Raw genomic sequence first — 18497 nt, forward strand, 5'->3', positions numbered from 1 at the left:
TCTATTAACCGTGGGTGACCAATGTTCCGGAATCTTCCCCCGTGAACACCTCGACCATCCCGTTTTCCTTGAAAAAATCAAACACCACAATAGGTATGTCGTTTTCCATGCACAATGAAAAAGCGGCGGCATCCATCACCTTGAGCTGGCGGGACAATGCATCCTGATAGGATATTTTCTCAAAGCGGGTGGCGCTTGGGTCGGTAACGGGGTCGGCGGTATAGATGCCATCGACCTTGGTTGCCTTCATTAGAACGTCGGCCTGGATCTCCGAGGCCCGCAGCGCCGCGGCACTGTCGGTGGTGAAGTAGGGGTTGCCGGTTCCTGCGCCGAAAATCACAACGCGCCCTTTTTCGAGGTGGCGCACCGCCTTGCGGCGGATAAAGGGCTCCGCAATGGCCGGCATGGAGATGGCGGTCATCACACGGGTTTGTATGCCTTCGTTTTCGAGTGCGCTTTGAATGGCCATGGAGTTGATGACCGTGGCCAGCATGCCCATGTAGTCGCCGGTGGTTCGGTCGGTTCCCGCGCCGGCTCCGGCGAGTCCGCGGAAAATGTTCCCGCCGCCCACCACCACGGCAATCTCGGCCCCCATGTCGAGCATCTGTTTAAATTGGGCGGCAACCTTCGAAAGAATGTCCGGATCGTGGTTAAGGCCCTTCTCCCGGTTCTGGAGGGCTTCGCCGCTTATTTTCAACAGGATACGTTTATACTTCATAAATTCCTTTCATGTAATGACGCGAAAATACTAGAACATGGATATGTCGGTGTAAATTTCCAATGTCTGGAATCTACACGGGGTTGGGGAGTCGATGAAGCGGTTTTGCTTTTTATTTACGGGTTTGCTGGCGGTCACTGCCTTGGTGACGGTGCTTTTCGTTTCGCTGAGATCGATGCAGCCAAGCCTTCCGCCGGTGCGCGCCCTGTGGGTTACGCGGTTCGACTACTCGAACCCCCAGGATGTCCGAAGCATTGTCGGGAACGTGGCCGAAGCGGGCTTCACCGATCTGTTTTTCCAGATCCGCGGCAACGGAACCGCCTACTACAACAGCAAGCTTGAACCCTGGGCCTACGAACTATCCGGCGACCAGGTGGAGCGGCTCGGAACCGATCCGGGGTGGGATCCGCTGCAACTGGCCATAGACGAAGCCAAGCCCCATGGATTACGGGTACATGCCTACATGAACGTCCTGCCGGGGTGGAAAGGCTTGAAGGACCCTCCGCCCGAAGCCCGGCAGCTCTGGAGGGAGCATCCCGAGTGGTTCATGGTCGATTCCCTTGGGCGCAAAATGCTCCCGACCTCCGGTTGGTATTCGTTCATCAATCCCGTGTTGCCGGAGGTGCGCCAGCATTTGCGCGGCATCGTGAAGGAGCTTTGCCGGTATGAGGTGGACGGTATCCATCTCGACTACATCCGCTATCCCCATGACTATTATCTTGTTGCCGGCCAGCACTATCCGGACGCCTCCGAAGCGGAGCTTCACCGCCATGCCGACTTTTCCTACGACCCGGCCTCGCTCGGTGCATTGCATGAAGCATATGGCGCCGATGTCACGAAGGCGCAGATCACCCGGTTCCGTTGCGAGTCGGTCTCGCGCGTCGTGCGGGACCTCTCCTACACGATGCAATTGGAACGCCCCGGAAACTGCCTGCTTACGGCGGCCGTCATGGGCGACCCCTCCGAGGGGAAGCATTCCGCCTATCAGGATTCCGGCCTGTGGGCGCGGAAGGGGTATGTGGATTGGGTGGTCCAGATGAACTATGGCACCAAGTCGTTCAACCGCCACATCGAGGCCATCCGGAACGTGGCGGGCAGGAGAAGCTTTGCTTCATCCGTCGTGGTGGGGATCTATTGCAAAAACGACGTGGATACGCTCGTTGAACAGGTCGAAACCGTAAAAACATCCGGCTGCCGCGGCTTGGCGGTCTTTTCCTACAACTTTCTCTTCGATGGGCAGCACCGCATAACCGAAAAAGGCCGGCAACTGCTTCCGAAGCTCCGGCCCTGACGCTGGCAAAGGCTACCGGTTCGCGGAACCGCTTTTTGTTGCGCGGGATGCCTGCTGGCTCGTTGCCAGGAACCCGTCGATCAGCCATCGGGCGATGGTGGAGTGCGAAGGGATGTCCGGCATGGTTTCGGGCGTATACCAACCGGCATCCTCGATCTCGTCCGGATCAATCTTGATTTCCCCGCCGGCATAGTCGGCGGTGAAACCGATCATGATGGAATGGGGAAAGGGCCACGGCTGGCTGGCGGCATAGTGGATGTTCTTGATCTCGATGCCGGTCTCTTCGCGGACTTCGCGGGCCACGCATTGCTCCAGAGTTTCGCCGGGTTCCAGGAAACCGGCCACCACGCTGTAGAGTCCTGCCGGAAAGTGCGGGCCACGGGCCATCAGGAGCTCCTGGCCCTTGCGGACTGCCACGATCATGCTGGGCGATATGCGCGGGAAAGCCATGAAGCCGCACGCCTTGCAAACCATGGCGCGTTCGGATTCGGAGGGGGTTGTTGTTGCGCCGCACTTGGAACAGAAGCGGTGGTTTTCCCGCCAGGTCAGGATCTGGGATGCGTGGCCGACCAGCGCGTAGAGCTCTTCGGGCAGGATGCTGTGGAGCGGACGGATATCGACCAATCTCCAGGGCTCTTCCAGTCCGTCTGCCGCATGCAGGCGGCAGGCAATGCAGGGCTGGTCGCCAAGTTTCCCCAGATAGACCGCATCCGCCACCAAGGGGTGGTTCGGAGGTAGCCGCGGAATGCCGCTTTCGTTTTCCACCACGATTTGGCCATCCAGGAAAAGGAAGGCCAGCACGGGCGAAGCGATGGGTTGACGGGGGGATATGGCGGCGTTGAATTTCAAAAGGGCTCCGGCTTTCACTGTCTCATGCAGGGCGTTGTTGTGCCTGGGTTGGGGGTGGTGTGCAAGGCAAAATGGAAATTCGTGCAGGCGGGAGCGTCCATAATGCGGCCCGGCAAAACGTCAGGATCTCTAAACCATAACCGGGGGACTCGAATGAAAAACGCAATGTTGTATGTGGTGGCCGTGCTGGCCGTGGTGGGCGTCGAGGCGAAATCGCTCAAAGGCAGTCGCCCGAACGTGATTTTGGTGATGACGGACGATCAGGGCATGGGCGATCTTTCGTGCATGGGCAACCCCCTGCTGAAGACGCCGAACCTCGACCGGTTCCATGCCATGTCGACGCGCTTCCGCGAGTTTCATGTGAGCCCGACCTGCGCACCGACCCGGTCGGCCATCTTCAGCGGTCGCCACGAGTTCCGCAACGGCGTCACGCACACCATCAAGGAGCGGGAGATGATGGCGCTCTCCACCACCACCTTCCCGAAGCTGCTCTCGAAGAACGGGTACGAAACCGGAATCTTCGGCAAGTGGCATTTGGGCGATGAGTATGAGCACCAGCCCTACAACCGCGGCTTCACCGAAGTCTTCATCCACGGGGCGGGCGGCATTGGCCAATCCTACCAAGGCAGCTGCGCCGACTTTCCGCCCAACCAGATGAAACAGGGGAAATATTTCGACAACGTGATCCTGCACAACGATACCATCGTCCAGACCGAAGGCTTCTGCACGGATGTCTTTTTCCAGGCGGCGCTCGGGTGGATCAAGAAACAGCACGAAGCGGGGCAGCCCTTCTTCGCCTACATTGCCCCCAACGCACCGCATGGCCCCATGCTCGCTCCGGAAAAATACAAGAAGCGCTGGCTCGATGCGGGCTGGGACGCAAACGTCGCCGGGCGCTACGGCATGATTGAAAACATCGACGACAACGTGGGCCTGCTCATGGATAAACTGGATGAATGGAAGGCCTGGGACAACACCCTGGTGATCTTCATGACGGACAACGGGCAGGCCGGGCGCAGCGGAAAGAAAAACGGCAAGTCGGAAAAACTTTTCACGGCGGGATTCAAAACCGGAAAGGGTTCCCCCTACGAAGGCGGCACGCATGTTCCGGCCTTCTGGCGCTGGAAGGGCGTGCTGGGCGAGGGCGTCGATATCGACGCCTTGGTGGCGCACATCGATTTCTATAAAACCTTCTGCGAGCTCACGGGAACAACGATTCCCGACGGCATCCAGCAGATCGACGGACGCTCCCTGCTGCCGCTGCTCGAAAACCCCGAATCCAAGTGGGCCGACCGCGAGCTATTCACGCATTGCGGGCGCTGGGACAAGGGGGAGGATCCGAATCTTTCCCGCGACAAGAACACCAAGTGGGCGGTGCGGACACAAAAGTGGCGCCTGGTTGGCGATGAGCTATACGACATCGAAAACGATCCTTTCGAGGCGAGCAATGTGGCATCCGAACATCCGGAAGTGGCGGAACGCTTGCACAAGGCCTATCTCCAATGGTGGCAGGAAACCGTCCCGCTCATGGTCAACGAAGACCGCCCCTATGCCAAGGAGCACCCGCAGGAAGTCCGCTACGAAAAGCAGAAGGCCGAACGCGGGATTCCCGACTGGAAAGCGCCGCAGCTCTAGGCCTTGAGGTAACCAGACGGGAGGCGCGGTTTCCACCGCGGCCTCTCCGCCTGGTTTTGAGGAGGAGATGTATCACGTATAAAGCAGATGGCGTGCCAGAAGTTGGCCTCCTTTAAAGGCTTCAAATCAGAGCTGGGACTGGTAGAGTCGGCACCATTCTGAACTTTGGAGATTCGCATGAAATTCATAGAACTTGCCGAAAAGCGCTGTAGTATACGCAGCTTTAAATCCGATTCCGTTCCGGAGGAGATGCTTAACGAAGTCTTGCAGGCTGGCAACCTGGCACCGACCGCCAAAAACCTGCAACCGTTCCAACTCATTGTTGTGCGCGCCGGTTCCGGCTTGGATGCGCTGGCCAAGGCCTATCCCGCGCCTTTCCTGCGCGAGGCCCCGGTGGTGATCGTTGTTTGCGTTGAAGCGGAAAAAGGCTGGGTGCGTACCCGCCACGACCAAAAGAACTATGCGGAAGTCGATGCGGCGATCGCGACCGACCACATGACCCTGGCCGCCGCCGACCTGGGGCTGGGCAGCTGCTGGATCGGGGCTTTCGATCCCGCGCAGGTTTCCGCGGCGATGGCTTTGCCGGAAGGCGTGCAGCCGCTCGCGATGCTGCCGCTCGGATTCCCCAACGAAAAGGGGCGCGAAAAAAACCGCAAGTCGCTTGATGAATTGGTTCGGTATGAGCACTGGTAGCGCGGGGGGATCGCGGTTTCTTGGCGCAGTGGGCGCTCTTTGGGGGATTGCCGGGCTGAGCCTGATCCTCGGCAGGGGGTTGCACAGCATGCTTCCATTTGTTTCCGAGCTGGAGGAAACCCCGTTTGGCTGGATCCATTGGAGCGCGCTTGCAGTCAGCCTGCTTTTCATGGGGTATGCCGAAGGCTACAAGGGATTTCAGCTCAAGTTTTCGCCGCGTGCGGCGGCGCGGGCGCTCTATTTGAAAAACAATCCCACCCTGGTCCGCGCCGTGTTCGCGCCGTTTTTTTGCATTGGATTTTTCCATGCCACCCGCAAGCGCAAGATGATCGCCTATAGCCTCACCACCATGATCGTCCTGTTGATCATTTTCGTGAGGCAGCTGCCGCAACCGTGGCGCGGCATCATCGATGCCGGCGTTCTTTTGGGCCTGGGTTGGGGGCTCGTCTCCTTCTGGATCTTCGCCGCCAAGGCGTTCTTTGGCAAAGGGTACGATGTCTCGCCCGAAACGCCCGATGCCTAGCGAGTCATCCTTTTGGCCGGTGGCGCAGAAGTGCATATCTGATGCGCTTGCGGTGATAGCCGGGGCAGGCCGTCTCCCGTAGGTTTCAGGCATGAAACGCCCAATCGCCATAGGGATGATGCCCCTGCCGTCCAGCGCCTGCCTGTCGGACCCGGGTTATTATGTTTGGGGCGCGTCGATGGTGCGCGATGCGCAGGGCCTCTGCCATCTCCTCTATTCCCGCTGGAAAAAGGAGTTCGGGTTCAACGCATGGGTCACCCATTCCGGGATTGCCCATGCGGTTTCGGCGGATCCGCTCGGCCCATACACGCATGTCGATATGGCATTGCCGGTCCGGGGGGCGGGATTTTGGGATGGCGCATGCACGCATAATCCGTCCGTCTTGTTCCATGAGGGAAAATACTATCTCTACTATATGGGCAATACGGGCGATGGAAAACCGGCGGGCAGCGAAACATCGTACAACTGGACGCACCGCAACCGCCAGCGCATTGGCGTGGCGGTTGCCGACTCGCCTGCCGGCCCGTGGAACCGGCGGGATGAACCGTTGGTTGATGTGGGTGCCGGTTCGCTCATGGTTTCGAATCCGGCGGTGGTGGCCCGTCCCGATGGAGGATTCCTGATGATCTACAAGGAGGTCGGGACACGCGAACCCCTGCCGTTTGGCGGACCGGTGGTGCATCGGGTTGCCCTGGGCGAACAACCCGTCGGGCCGTTTTCCACCCGCCCGGAGCCGGTGTTCACTTCCGGAACGGACGGCTTCCCTGCCGAAGACCCCTTTGTCTGGGTGCAGGGAAGAAAATACCGCGCCATCCTCAAGGATATGGAGGGGCGCTTTTCAGGTGTTGAAAGGGCACTCGTGCTCTTTGAATCGGACGATGGGTTGGATTGGCGCGTGGCGGAGCCCTGCCTGGTCTCCGACCGAACCGTGAAGCTGGCCGACGGAACATCGAGGCGGTACGACTATCTGGAACGCCCGCAGCTTCATCTCGAAGACGGGATGCCCCGCATCCTGTTTTGTGCCGCGCGCGATGGCGACGAAACCTTTAATGTTCATATCCCTTTGATCCGTGAATGTTTTTGAATAACATGCGTTCCATGCGACGGAGTACAAAAGACATCCTGCGGGTCGCCATTCTGGTGGACTCAACCACCTCCTGGTCGAGGTTGCTCATTGAAGGCATTCTTGAATATTCCAAGCGGCACGGCCCGTGGCATATCCACCTGGAACCGCAACCGCGCGACAACAAACTGCATCTGCCCACGGATTGGATGGGCGACGGCATCATCTGCCGCATCTCATCCTTGGAGATGGCCCGGCAACTCGATGCGCTGGACTTGCCGGTCGTGAATATTTCCGGCGTTCAGTTAACGGGGGTTGATTATCCCCGCGTAATCACATCGCCCAGATCCGAGGCCCGGTTGGTTTTCGAAACCTTCCGCTCCCGCGGATTCCAGCGCTTTGCCTATGTGGGCGACATGGAACAGGATTTCGTGAAACGCCATTTTCTCATCCTGGAAAAGGAATTCACCGAATATGGATATTCGCTGCGGTCGTTTTCCCCGGGGCGGGACGGCGACTTGAAAGAGTGGTTGAAATCCCTGCCCAAGCCGATCGGGGTGCTCTGCTGGGGGCCTAGCCTCGGGCACCAGGTGATCGATGCCTGCCAGCTGACCGGCATCAATGTCCCGCACGATGTCGCCGTGCTGGGATCGAACTACGACGAGTTGCTGAGCGAAGCGTCCTATCCACCGCAGGCCGGGGTGAGGTTTGCCTCGGAACAGATCGGCATGACCGCCGCCTCCATCCTTGATGGCATGATGCACGGGAAATTGCCTGAAAAGCGCGAATGGTTCCTTGAGCCGTTGGGGGTGGTGGAAAAGCTTTCCATCGATACCGTGGCCGTGGAGGACGCCCGCATGGCCAAGGTGATGCGTTATCTCGGCGACCACGCCCTCGAACCCATCACGGTCGATGATGTGCTGAAGGCGCACCCCATGGCCCGCCGTTCCTTGGAGCGGAAATTCCGGCAGCTGTTCGGCTGTTCCATCGTTGAACACATCCGGCAGCTCCGCGTCAACCATGCCCGCAAGCTGCTGGCCGAAACCGACAAACCCATCACCCTCGTTGCCGAAGCATGTGGCTTTTCGTCATACAACTATCTCAACCGCATCTTCAAAAGAGCCACTGGCCAGACGCCCAGCGAATACCGCGCCCAATGCCGTGCCTGAGGGGGGCGATGCCAAGAGACCAAGCCGATGCCCCGTGCCGCCGCGGGGCTCATGATGTTAAATCCAGATGCACGATCGTCAATCTGGATTTAACCTTCCTGCGCTGGGCAAAAATGAAATCCACGAGGAGCGTGCAATCTCGGTTGTGTAATTTGTAAGGTCTGCGTCTATCAATCGTTGCGGATTTTGCAAATCCTTGTGTAACTATAGGAGAGACTATATGAGAACGCTGACCGTCATCATGTTCGGCATCATTCAGGCCAGTCTGGCCGTTGCCGAGCAAAAAGGCATCATTAATAATTCGCAGAGCCCGAACGTGAAGTTCAGGAGCACCGATATTGGCGATTGCCGATGGACGGACGGCTTCTGGGGCGAGAAATACAAACTTTGCGAAGACGTCATGGTTCCGCACATGGGCGAGATCCTGACCGGCGAGGTTGGCTTCGCGCTCGACAACTTTAAAATTGCGGCGGGAATGAAGGAGGGCCAGCACCAAGGCATGAAGTGGCACGACGGCGATTTCTACAAATGGATGGAAGCCTGCGTGTATGTCTATGCCAACAACAAGGATCCCAAAATCCTGAAGCAGCTTGACGGCTACATAGAAATCATCGGCAAGGCCCAGGCAGAGGACGGCTACCTTTCGACACAGACGCAGATCAAGGGGACACCGGATCGGTGGACGAACCGCCAATTGCACGAGATGTATAACTCGGGCCATCTGTTGACGAGCGCCTGCATCCACCACCGAGTAACCGGCCAGGACAACTTCCTGAAGATTGCCATCAAGCATGCCGACTTCCTGCACAAAACCTTTGTCCCGTGTCCGGAGGAGTTGAAGCGGTTCGGTTTCAACCAGACCCAGATCATGGGCTTGGTGGAGCTCTATCGCACGACGGGCGACCAACGCTACCTGCAATTGGCCGAACAGTTCATCAACCTGCGCGGGCAATCGAAGGTGGAGCCTGCTCCCTATGCGAACCACAAGCACATCGGCGACATGGTCCAGGAGCGCACGCCGTTGCGCAAGGCCAAGGAAGCGGCCGGCCATGCCGTGCTTGCGCTCTACTACTATGCCGGTGCGGCCGACGTCTATGCGGAGACCGGCGAGCGGGCATTGATCAAGGCGCTCGACCGCATGTGGGATAGTGTGGTGAACCATAAGATGTACATCACCGGCGCCTGCGGCCAGACGCACCACGGGGTGTCCACCAAGGTGGACATGGTGCACGAAGCCTTCATTGGCGATTACATGATGCCGAATGCTTCGGCCTACAACGAAACCTGCGCGAACATCTGCAACGGCATGTTCAGCTACCGCATGCTGGGGATCCACGGCGAATCGAAATATGCCGACATCGTGGAGCTGGTTTCCTACAACACGCTCTCCGGCATCAGCCAGGAAGGCACGCACTATTTCTACACCAACCCCTTGCGCCGCACGTTCGACAAGGAGATGGACTCCACCGACTATGAAAACCGTGTCCCCTACATCCCCTGCTTCTGCTGCCCGCCGAATCTCGTGCGCACCATCGCCAAGATTTCCAACTGGGCCTATAGTTTGACGGACCACGGTGTGGCTGTGAACCTCTATGGCGGAAACGTGCTCAACACCAGGCAACTCGACGGTTCCGTGCTCAAGCTCAGGCAGGAGACCAACTATCCGTGGGAGGGTGCCGTCAAGCTTACCATCGAATCCTGCAAGGAAGAGCCGTTCGATCTGCTCGTGCGTATTCCGGAATGGGCGGGAGGAACCACGGTCAAGGTGAACGGCGAGGATGCCGGCGTCGAGGTGAAGGCCGGTCGCTACGCCACGGTCAACCGCGTGTGGAAGCGTGGCGATGCGGTTGAACTCGACATCCCGATGGAAGCGAAGTTGATGGTCGGCCATCCGCTGATCGAGGAAACCCGCAACCAGGCGGCCATCAAGCGCGGCCCGTTGGTCTACTGCATGGAAACGCCCGACCTGCCTGAAGGCACGTCCATTCTGGATGTCTACCTGCCTGCCGACATCAAGTTGACGCCGTCGCATGACCCGAAGCTCACCGATGGCGCCACCACGCTGAGCGGCAAGGTGCTGCTGCATGCCGACCAAAAGAACGATATGTATGCCGCCCTGAAGAAGCCAAACTGGAAACCAATCGAGACCCAGTTTGTTCCGTATTATGCCTGGAGCAACCGGGGTACCGCCGAAATGACCGTTTTCCTGCCACTGGTTTGGGAGTACTGACATGCTGGAAAAATGGATGCCTACCGTGGTTCTGTTGGCCACCGTTCTTGGATGCAATGCGGCCAAAAGGCCCAACATTCTTTTCATTGCCGTTGATGACCTCCGTCCGGAGCTCGGTTGCTATGGATCGGAAATCGCGATTACTCCGAACATCGACAAGCTGGCCGCCGATGGCCTGCTGTTCAACCGCGCCTATTGCCAGGAACCGATCTGCGGGCCGTCCCGCGCCAGCCTGATGTGCGGCGCCCGGCCGGATACGATCGGCGTGGTGGAAAACCATGCCCACTTCCGCGAGTTGAACCCAAACATCGTGACCCTTTCGCAGCACTTCATCGCCAACGGCTACGAGGCCGCCGAGGTCGGAAAGATCTTCCACAGCGCCAAGTTTGCGGATCAGGAATTTTCCTGGAGCCGCGAACCGGCCAAGACCAACCTGCCGAAGCCGGTAACCTATGCGTTGCCCGAAAACCGCGCCATCGTTGCCGCCAACCAGAAGCGGCTCGCGGCGAAATACGGGGCCGAAAACATCAAGGGCACCGGTATTGTGCAGGGCCCCGCCTACGAGTGCGCCGACGTGCCGGACACCACCTACCGCGATGGACGCAACGCGCAGATCGCCATCGATACGATCAAGGAGATGCTTCAGAACCAGGACAAGCCGTTCTTCATGGGCATGGGATTCTACAAACCGCACCTCAGTTTCATTGCGCCCAAGAAATACTGGGACCTCTACGAGCGCGAAAAGATTCCGCTTTCCAATCAACCCGACGCTCCGATGCATGGCTCCGCTATGGGGCTTCATCCCTCGTTCGAGATGCGCGTCCGCCACGGGGTGCCCAAGGACGGGAAGCCGTTTAGCCCCGAACAGTCCAGAACCTACAAGCATGCCTATCTCGCTTGCGTGAGTTATATCGACGCGCAGATCGGCATGGTGATCGAAGCCCTCGAGGAAGCGGGTGCCCGCGACAACACCGTGATCATTCTTTGGGGCGACCACGGCTGGCACCTCGGCGACATGGGAATCTGGGGCAAGGCCACCAACTATGAAATCGCCACGCGCGTTCCGCTGATGATCTGGACGCCGGACATGCCGAAGGGCAGCCGGGGTAAAACCACCGAGGCGTTGGTTGAGCTGGTTGATATGTATCCGACCCTGTGCGAGCTGGCCGGCCTTGAAAAGCCCGGGCACCTCGAAGGCACCAGTTTTGCCCCGTTGCTGAAGAATCCATCCGGGAAATGGAAGAAGGCGGCCTTTACCCAGTTTCCGAATCCGGCGTTGCGCGAATGGGCGGCCAACCCGCTCTCGCCGTTCATGCGCGAAACCTTTTTCGGCCCCTTGATCCTGGAGATCGAGAACAAGATCAAGCAGCAGCAGGGCGGAAAGTGGGATCGCGACCTGTTCGAAAACCATCTGATGGGCTATGCCATGCGGACCGAACGCTACCGGTTCATTGCGTGGAAGGATACGCAGCATCCCGATGCCGAGCCGCTGTTCGTCGAACTTTACGACCACAAAACCGACCCGACCGAAACAAAAAACGTTGCGGAGCAACAACCCGAACTCGTCGCCGATCTGCTTATTCAGCTTTCCACGGGATGGAAGGGCGCCCTTCCCAATGGGGCGGAAGCAAAATAGTTTGCCAGGAAAATATCCTGCAGCAAAAGGATTCGGATGCAACTTGCCGACTACATCGTGATCATCCTCTACATCCTCGGGATCGTCGGTGCCGGCCTGGTGTTCGCCGGGAAGATGAAAAACACCAAGGACATGTTCGCCGCCGGCGGGCAGTCGCCGTGGTGGGTGTCCGGACTTTCCGGATTCATGTCCATGTTTACCGCCGGCACCTTCGTGGTGTGGGGCGGCATTGCCTATACATATGGTTTTGTCGCCGTTGCCATCAACATGTGCTACGGCGTGGCGGCGATGATGGTCGGCTGGTTCCTGGCCGGCTATTGGCGCAAGCTCGGCGTCAACTCGGCCGCGGAATTCCTGCAACTGCGGTTCGGCGGATCGATTGTCCAGTTCTACACCTGGTTCCAGGGCACCATCGGCATCTTCGCCATCGGCGGCGCCATCTATGCGCTTTCCAAGATTGTCTGCGCGCTAATGCCGCTACCCGAGGGGCATCTGCTGGCCGACCCGGCCACCGGAATGCTCTCCGTTCCGTTCACCTCGGTGATGCTTTGCCTGGTCGTGATCCTCATCACGTTTTCTGGCGGGCTTTGGGCGGTGCTGATGACCGACGTGCTCCAGTTTGTGATTCTGGTGGTGTCGGTGGTGTTCGTCGTTCCCCTGATCCTTATGAAGGCTGGGGGGTGGGGCGGCTTCATCTCAAATGTTCCGGAAGGATTCACCTCGCCGGTGGCCGCCGACTTTTCGTGGTGGTTCCTGACGGGGTGGGTGATCATCCACTTCTTTAAAATCGGCGGAGAATGGAGCTTTGTCCAGCGCTACACCTGCGTGCCCACCGCAAAGGATGCCAAGAAGGCGGCGTATATCTTCGGAGCCATGTATCTGATCAGCCCGATCTTCTGGATGCTGCCGCCGCTGGTCTATCGCACGCTCAATCCGGCGGCCGATGTGGAGCAGGCCTACATTCTTTCCTGCAAGCTCGTGCTGCCCGCCGGCATGATGGGCCTGATGGTTGCCGCCATGGCATCCGCCACCGCCAGTGCGGCAACCTCGCAACTCAACGTTTTTGCCGGTGCCTTCACCACCGAGGTGTACCAGCGCCTTGTTAATCCGGTGGCTTCGGACCAGCGCCTTGTTTTCATTGGCCGCATCTTCACCGTAGTTTTGGGATTGGTGGTTATTGCCGGTTCCTTGCTGATTCCGCGCTATGGCTACACCCGGTTCATCCTCGACCTCACAACCTTGCTGACCGGCCCGTTGGTGCTGCCGACGATCTGGGGACTGTTCTCGAGGAAGATCGGGATCAAGGCGGTTTGGAGCACCACGCTCATCGGATTTGGTAGTGCGGCATTGGTCAAATTCGCGTTGCCGGAAGCCTTGGCTCCCTACGCCCGTATCGCCGACCTGACCTCTGGCATTCTGGTGCCGTTCATCGTATTGGTTATCCTGGAGTTGGTTGAAAAGCACGAGCATCCCGGCTGGCAAAAGGTTATGGAGTCGAAGCTGGCCTTCCACGAAACGGAAGCCGTTCAATCGTCCAGTCTTCCGGCCAAGATGGTGGCGATCACGCTGGCGGCCATCGCCTCGGCTATGACCATCCTCGCCTTCATCAACCGACAGGAACTCAAGGTGCTCCTCTCCTTTGCCCTCATCCTTTTCGTTATTTCAGGAACCATTTTTTCCATTATCCGGAACAAGAATAATAAGACATAAGGCAACGGGGTTAAGCGACATCAGGGTTTTTAACGGCCCAGCCGAAATGACCATCTGCATGATGCGTAGAATGGCGCTCCGCGCCGTTTTCCTCTGCGGGCTTCATGGTGTGGTGGTAAATGATGGGTCGGTGCGTTGCTTGCGCATCACGGGCAACAGTTTTTTCCAGGTCGCCAATAACCCTTCGTAGGCAGGAATATCGAGCTCGATTACCTTGCGGAGTTTCTTGAGGTTGAAGAACGGGACGCCGGCAAACATGTGGTGTTCGACATGGTAGTCCATCTGCCAATGTAGAAAGCGGGTGAAGGGATCGACCTTCACCGACCGGCAATTCATGCGGAAATCGGGAACATCCGGCGGCAGGCCGGCGTGCTGGGGCACGGTGACCGCCCATGCGAGAATGCTTCCGATATAGGGTGCGAAGGTGAACAGGAGCAACAGGAACCACTGCCCGGTGGCCATGAAGATGCCGGCCAGGGCCAGCTGTCCAACTAAAACCACGCGGGCCCAACCGAACAGTTTCTTGCGCAGCTTGAAATCGGATTCGGGAAAGAGTCGATGCTCCCATTCGGTGTGCAGGTTACCGAAACTGTGGCGAACGATGTAGCCGATCTTTTCGATCATCCGTTTAACATCGACCGTCCAGTAGCCGAGCCATTCAAGCCGGCTGACCGTCCAGGGCAGTTGAACTTCCAGGTCGCGGTCGGTATGAACCGTCACTTGATGGTGCTGCATGTGGCTGGTGCGGTATTGCACATAGTTGATCCAGCTGCAGAAGGCGAACAGCTTAATGAAGAATTCGTTGAGCGCCTTGGTTTTGAAGGGGGTGCCGTGCGACAGCTCGTGGATCGCTGCGTGGTCGCCCGCAAAGGTGTAGAACACGCCATGGATATACACCGTCGCCACAGTAATCCACCACGGCCAGTGATGGAACGAGTAGTAGGCCAGCGATCCCGTCGCGATGGATAGGGCAATGATGGAGAGGCACTGCGCCAATCCTCTAGCATCGTTTCGTTTGAGCAGTTCCTGCATCACCGTTTTTTCAACCGGTGTGCGGTACCATTTGATTCGTTCGTTCGACATGTTTCATCTCCTTGTTATATCGTCCCCTGGCAGCCGTTCCCCAACGGTTTGCATCTGACAATATGTTCCGGAAACAAACCTATCGCGCGTTGAACTCCTTTACGGCGTCGAAGGCGGCCATTACGTTTTCCGCCGGGACTTCGGGCAGGATGTTGTGGATGGTGTTGAAGATGAATCCGCCGCCCGGGCCAAAGGTTTCGCAGCGATCGAGCACATGCTTGCGCACCGCGTCCGGCGTGGCCTTGTTCAGGATGGAGGCCGTATCGCACCCGCCGCCCCAGAAGGTGATCTTGTTGCCGAACTCGGCATTGAGCTTTTCGGGTTCCATCTCGAAGCAGTTGGTTTGCACGGGATTGATGATGTCGTAGCCGGCTTCGATGAGGTCGGGCATGATGCGGTAGATGGAGCCGCACGAATGCAGGAAGGTTTTCATCTGCGAATTCTCGTGCACAAAGGCATTCAGCTGCGTGTGGCGCGGCTTGAAGAGTTCCCGGTAGGTGTCGGGCGGCATGAAGAGCCCACCGGTGGTGCCGAGGTCGTCGCCGAAACGCAGGATGTCGCAGCAGTCGCCGACGGCTTCGCAGACCTTTTCCAGTGTTTGCAGGTGCATTTTCATCAGTGCGTCGAGCAGGCCTTCGACTTCCTCGGGTTCCGCCAGCAGATCCATCAGGAAATTGTCGATCTTGCGCAGGAAGGTTCCCCATTCAAACAGGTTGCAGCCGCAAACGATCATCAATGCCTTGTCGGTGCTCTCCCTGAGCCGCAGCGTATTTTCGCGCAGGGTCTTCCAGAAGCCCGGATCGGATGCATTGTCCCACGGACTGTGGGCGAGCGCCTGCCATAGAATCATGTCCATGGCATCCTTCAGGTTGGAATAGTCGGAGGGATAATCGTCTTCGTAGGGAAAGTAGGTTTGGTCGAAAAATGCACCATCGGGCGGCATACGGGCAATCACATGCCCGTTCTTTTCAACCTCCCACGCGCCGTCGTCCCGTTTCAAAGGTTGGAACCATTTTGGATATTGCGCGGTAGAGCCATCGGGCATGGTGATGTCGTACCAGTCGTCGTCGGAGGTGTTGAAGGTGCGGCCGATATCGAGCACATCGCAACCCAGCGCATCGAGAACGTCCACTTCCGGTTGGGCCAGCTGCTGCACCACATCGTAGATGCGGGTGTGGCCGCCCTCGATGCCGAGCGCCTTTTTCAACTTGTTGTATCCCATGGCCGAAATGCCGGAGCTGGGGTTCGAACCGAGATCGACCGGTATCTGATCGATGGACTGGTGGTTGATGGCCGCGAGAACGCGTTCTCTTGAAGTCATGTCATGGTTCCTCATTCTGAAATTTTGTCCATCATCGACCAGACACCGTCCGCATCGGGCAGGGGATCCTGGCAGGCGTCGGTGAGTTTCCACCAACGTTGGTTGAACGGATCGGCCTTGTTTGCCTCGGCGTCTTTCGTGGAATCGGTTCCGACATATTCCACATGGAAAAACTCAAATAGCTCATCCCCGATCTCGACGAAAAATATGGAAAAGTCGTGGTAGTTACCTCGAACCATCTGGTCGGTTACGCCCGGCCACACGGTTTGGTGCAGGGTTCTGTATTCCTGTTCCTTCTCCGGTTTCACTCGGGTGACCATTGCAAAACGGCTGGGTTCATCGATCGGCTTCGCGCCGTGGATATAATTGATCCATTCCGTTTGCAGCCAAGTCGCGCCATATTGCCGGGCGCGCGGATGTGGGCCAACCAGTTCGTCCAAGGCCTGAACGGCCTTCACTGACTCAAAATCCTTAGCGGCATCAAGATAGCGGTCTCCGTCATAGTCGAAATAGACCAGGACCCATGTTTTGGCCTGCAACTTTTTCGAGTAGAAGCGCACGTTCGAGATGTCGGCTTTCTTGAACGCTTTTGTTGCATTTTTTTCATTCAATGTTTTGAGGGCAATAGTCAGCTCGTCCGCTTTTCCTTCCTTGGCGACGGCAATCAGGGCCACGTGGGTTTGTTGACCCGAAAGCAGGTAGCTTTCGTAGGGGGAGAAGGCAAAGACCGGCAGGGCAATCAGTGCGAGTACAGTGGTTAACCCATTCATTATTCCGCCTCCGGTGTCGGGTTGCAATGGGCTTCGATTCTCGCGGCGGCCTCGGGATTGGCCGTTTTCCACGCATCGATCTTTTCCTGGGTCGGGGCGCGGAAGAGGAAGTAGATGATGCAGGCAATGGTCATGACCGCGACGGCCTGGAACTTATAGTTCATCAATCCCGGTGAGCCCTTGATCCGTAACGGCGTCATCGGGGAGTCCCATACCAGTTTAAGGTTTTCTTCGGTGTTGGTATCCTCGCCGAGCAGCGAGGCAACAATCATGATGATGATGCAGATCAGGCAGAGCAACCCGGCCGCATGCATGAACAGCATGCTCCATCCGGTATGCTCCTTCAGCAAATCAAGCGCAAAAACAATGAGGCCAAGGATAAAGCCGATCCAAAGGGTCAACGCCCCGGCCTTGGCCGTTGCGCGTTTCCAGAAAATACCGACCATGAAGACGGCGGTGATCGGCGGGGAGATATAGCAGATCATGGAGGCAATGGCTCCATAGATGGAATCGAACTTGCCAATGATCGGTGACCAGATGATGGCCAGTATCACCCCGGTGATGGTGGCGGCACGACCGATATGAACCAGCTTCTTGTTGGGGGTTTCCGGTTTAAAGCGTTTGTAGAGATCGAACGCAAACAGCGTGGCGATGGAGTTGAGCGCGCCCGCAATCGTGCCCATCAAGGCAGCCAACAGTGCCGCAACGATCAGGCCGCGGAAGCCGGCGGGCAACAGGTTCATCACCATATGGGCGAAGGCTTCCTTGCTGTCGGAGAGTTCCGGAAGCAATCCTTTATGGAGCAGGGCCAGGCAAAGCAGGCCGGGCAAGACGAACAGGAACATCGGCAGCAGCTTCAATACGCAGGCAAACATGGCTCCGGCCTTGCCGTGGTTCTCGTCCTTTGCGCCGAGTACGCGCTGGACAATCGTTTGGTCGGTGCACCAATACCAGATGCCGATGACCGGATAGCCAATCACCACGGCGTGCCAAGGCATGCCGCTGAAATCGCCCGACGGGCGCAGCACGGAAATCATGTTGGGCCCCACGGTTTCCTGCAGCACGCCCCAGCCGCCCAGCTTCATGAACGCAAAGGTGGTCACGATGGCGGAGCCGATCAACAGGGTGGTGGTTTGGATGGCATCGGTCAGGGTTACGGCAAGCAGGCCGCCCACCACCACGTAAAGGCCCGTGGCCACGGCAATCATGATCATGGTGGGCATCAGCTGGGCCACTTCGGTGCCGAAGCCGAGCATGGCGTTGATGACCACTGCGCCGGCGTAGAGCGAAACGCCGATATGGATGAACACGGCGGAAATGATGGAGAGGAACGCGAGGAAGTCGCGGCAGTTGCGGTTGAACCGCTTTTCAAGGAAATCCGGCAGCGTGGTCACATGCGCCCGCAGATAGAACGGCACAAAGAACACCGCAAGAATCACGAGTGTAAAGATGGCCGCCAATTCAAAGTTGGCGTAGGCGAGTCCACTGCGGTAGCCCTCCTCGCACAACGCAACAATATGGACGGTGGAAATGTTCGTCGAAAATAGCGACAGACCAATGATGGGCCATTTCAGCGTGCGGGCCGCAAGGAAGTAGGCGCCATCGTCGCGCTCAACGCCAAGTTTAGCGGCCTTGCGTTTCTGCATCCACGCCGCGCCGCAGCCGACCGTCAGCACCAGCACCACATAGGTGATGAGTATTCCAAAATCCAAAACGTTTAACATAGGTTCCCTTTCCCGTTTCCATTCCGCTGATTCGATTCGTAGATATACATGAATTGGAATAATTTGCTTTCGGATTCTTGCA

Annotated in this window: 15 protein-coding genes; 9 read left to right on the forward strand and 6 right to left on the reverse strand. The window is 57.9% G+C overall.

What is annotated here, in order from left to right; all coding sequences use genetic code 11:
• Positions 1 to 4 precede the first annotated feature (4 nt).
• The gene (gene pyrH / locus E9954_RS06425) at positions 5 to 718 is read right to left on the reverse strand and encodes a UMP kinase (RefSeq protein ID WP_136078389.1); all 714 of its coding nucleotides are present in this window, start codon (positions 716 to 718) and stop codon (positions 5 to 7) included.
• Between the two features lie 94 nt (positions 719 to 812).
• Between pyrH and E9954_RS06430 the strand changes: the two genes are divergently transcribed.
• A complete protein-coding gene (locus tag E9954_RS06430) occupies positions 813 to 2009 on the forward strand; it encodes a glycoside hydrolase family 10 protein (protein WP_136078390.1) in 1197 nt (398 codons plus the stop codon).
• 12 nt (positions 2010 to 2021) lie between these two features.
• Here the strand turns inward: E9954_RS06430 and nudC are convergent, their stop codons facing one another.
• Entirely contained in the window at positions 2022 to 2858 is an 837-nt protein-coding gene (nudC, locus tag E9954_RS06435; RefSeq protein WP_168442030.1) for an NAD(+) diphosphatase, read from the reverse strand.
• Between the two features lie 153 nt (positions 2859 to 3011).
• Here nudC and E9954_RS06440 point away from each other — a divergent pair, with 153 nt between their 5' ends.
• From E9954_RS06440 to E9954_RS06475, 8 genes are all read left to right on the forward strand, one after another.
• Complete coding sequence (locus E9954_RS06440; RefSeq protein WP_136078392.1) at positions 3012 to 4493, forward strand: arylsulfatase; 1482 nt, start codon at positions 3012 to 3014, stop codon at positions 4491 to 4493.
• A gap of 177 nt (positions 4494 to 4670) precedes the next feature.
• Entirely contained in the window at positions 4671 to 5186 is a 516-nt protein-coding gene (locus E9954_RS06445; protein ID WP_136078393.1) for a nitroreductase family protein, read from the forward strand.
• Entirely contained in the window at positions 5173 to 5709 is a 537-nt protein-coding gene (locus E9954_RS06450; RefSeq protein WP_136078394.1) for a hypothetical protein, read from the forward strand. The genes E9954_RS06445 and E9954_RS06450 overlap by 14 nt, the downstream gene beginning before the upstream one ends.
• A 91-nt stretch (positions 5710 to 5800) precedes the next feature.
• Entirely contained in the window at positions 5801 to 6793 is a 993-nt protein-coding gene (locus E9954_RS06455) for a glycoside hydrolase family protein (protein ID WP_136078395.1), read from the forward strand.
• Between the two features lie 14 nt (positions 6794 to 6807).
• On the forward strand, positions 6808 to 7941 hold the full coding sequence (locus E9954_RS06460) for an AraC family transcriptional regulator (RefSeq protein ID WP_168442031.1): 1134 nt from the start codon (positions 6808 to 6810) through the stop codon (positions 7939 to 7941).
• A gap of 220 nt (positions 7942 to 8161) precedes the next feature.
• Entirely contained in the window at positions 8162 to 10171 is a 2010-nt protein-coding gene (locus tag E9954_RS06465; RefSeq protein WP_136078397.1) for a glycoside hydrolase family 127 protein, read from the forward strand.
• 16 nt (positions 10172 to 10187) lie between these two features.
• Positions 10188 to 11807, forward strand: coding sequence for a sulfatase (locus E9954_RS06470; protein WP_136078398.1), 1620 nt, complete (start codon positions 10188 to 10190; stop codon positions 11805 to 11807).
• Positions 11808 to 11843: 36 nt separating this feature from the next.
• Positions 11844 to 13517, forward strand: a complete 1674-nt coding sequence (locus E9954_RS06475; protein WP_136078399.1) for a sodium:solute symporter family transporter — start codon at positions 11844 to 11846, stop codon at positions 13515 to 13517.
• 102 nt (positions 13518 to 13619) lie between these two features.
• Here the strand turns inward: E9954_RS06475 and E9954_RS06480 are convergent, their stop codons facing one another.
• The 4 genes from E9954_RS06480 to E9954_RS06495 all read right to left on the reverse strand — a co-directional run bounded on the left by E9954_RS06480 (position 13620) and on the right by E9954_RS06495 (position 18415).
• Positions 13620 to 14600 (reverse strand): fatty acid desaturase, encoded by a 981-nt coding sequence (locus tag E9954_RS06480; protein ID WP_136078400.1) that lies wholly within the window; start codon positions 14598 to 14600, stop codon positions 13620 to 13622.
• Positions 14601 to 14679: 79 nt separating this feature from the next.
• Complete coding sequence (locus tag E9954_RS06485) at positions 14680 to 15921, reverse strand: uroporphyrinogen decarboxylase family protein (RefSeq protein WP_136078401.1); 1242 nt, start codon at positions 15919 to 15921, stop codon at positions 14680 to 14682.
• 11 nt (positions 15922 to 15932) lie between these two features.
• On the reverse strand, positions 15933 to 16691 hold the full coding sequence (locus tag E9954_RS32965; protein ID WP_222847078.1) for an L-rhamnose mutarotase: 759 nt from the start codon (positions 16689 to 16691) through the stop codon (positions 15933 to 15935).
• The gene (locus E9954_RS06495) at positions 16691 to 18415 is read right to left on the reverse strand and encodes a sodium:solute symporter family transporter (protein WP_136078402.1); all 1725 of its coding nucleotides are present in this window, start codon (positions 18413 to 18415) and stop codon (positions 16691 to 16693) included. The genes E9954_RS32965 and E9954_RS06495 overlap by 1 nt, the downstream gene beginning before the upstream one ends.
• Positions 18416 to 18497: the final 82 nt, after the last annotated feature.

The organism is Pontiella desulfatans (assembly GCF_900890425.1).
Taxonomy (GTDB): Bacteria; Verrucomicrobiota; Kiritimatiellia; order Kiritimatiellales; family Pontiellaceae; genus Pontiella; species Pontiella desulfatans.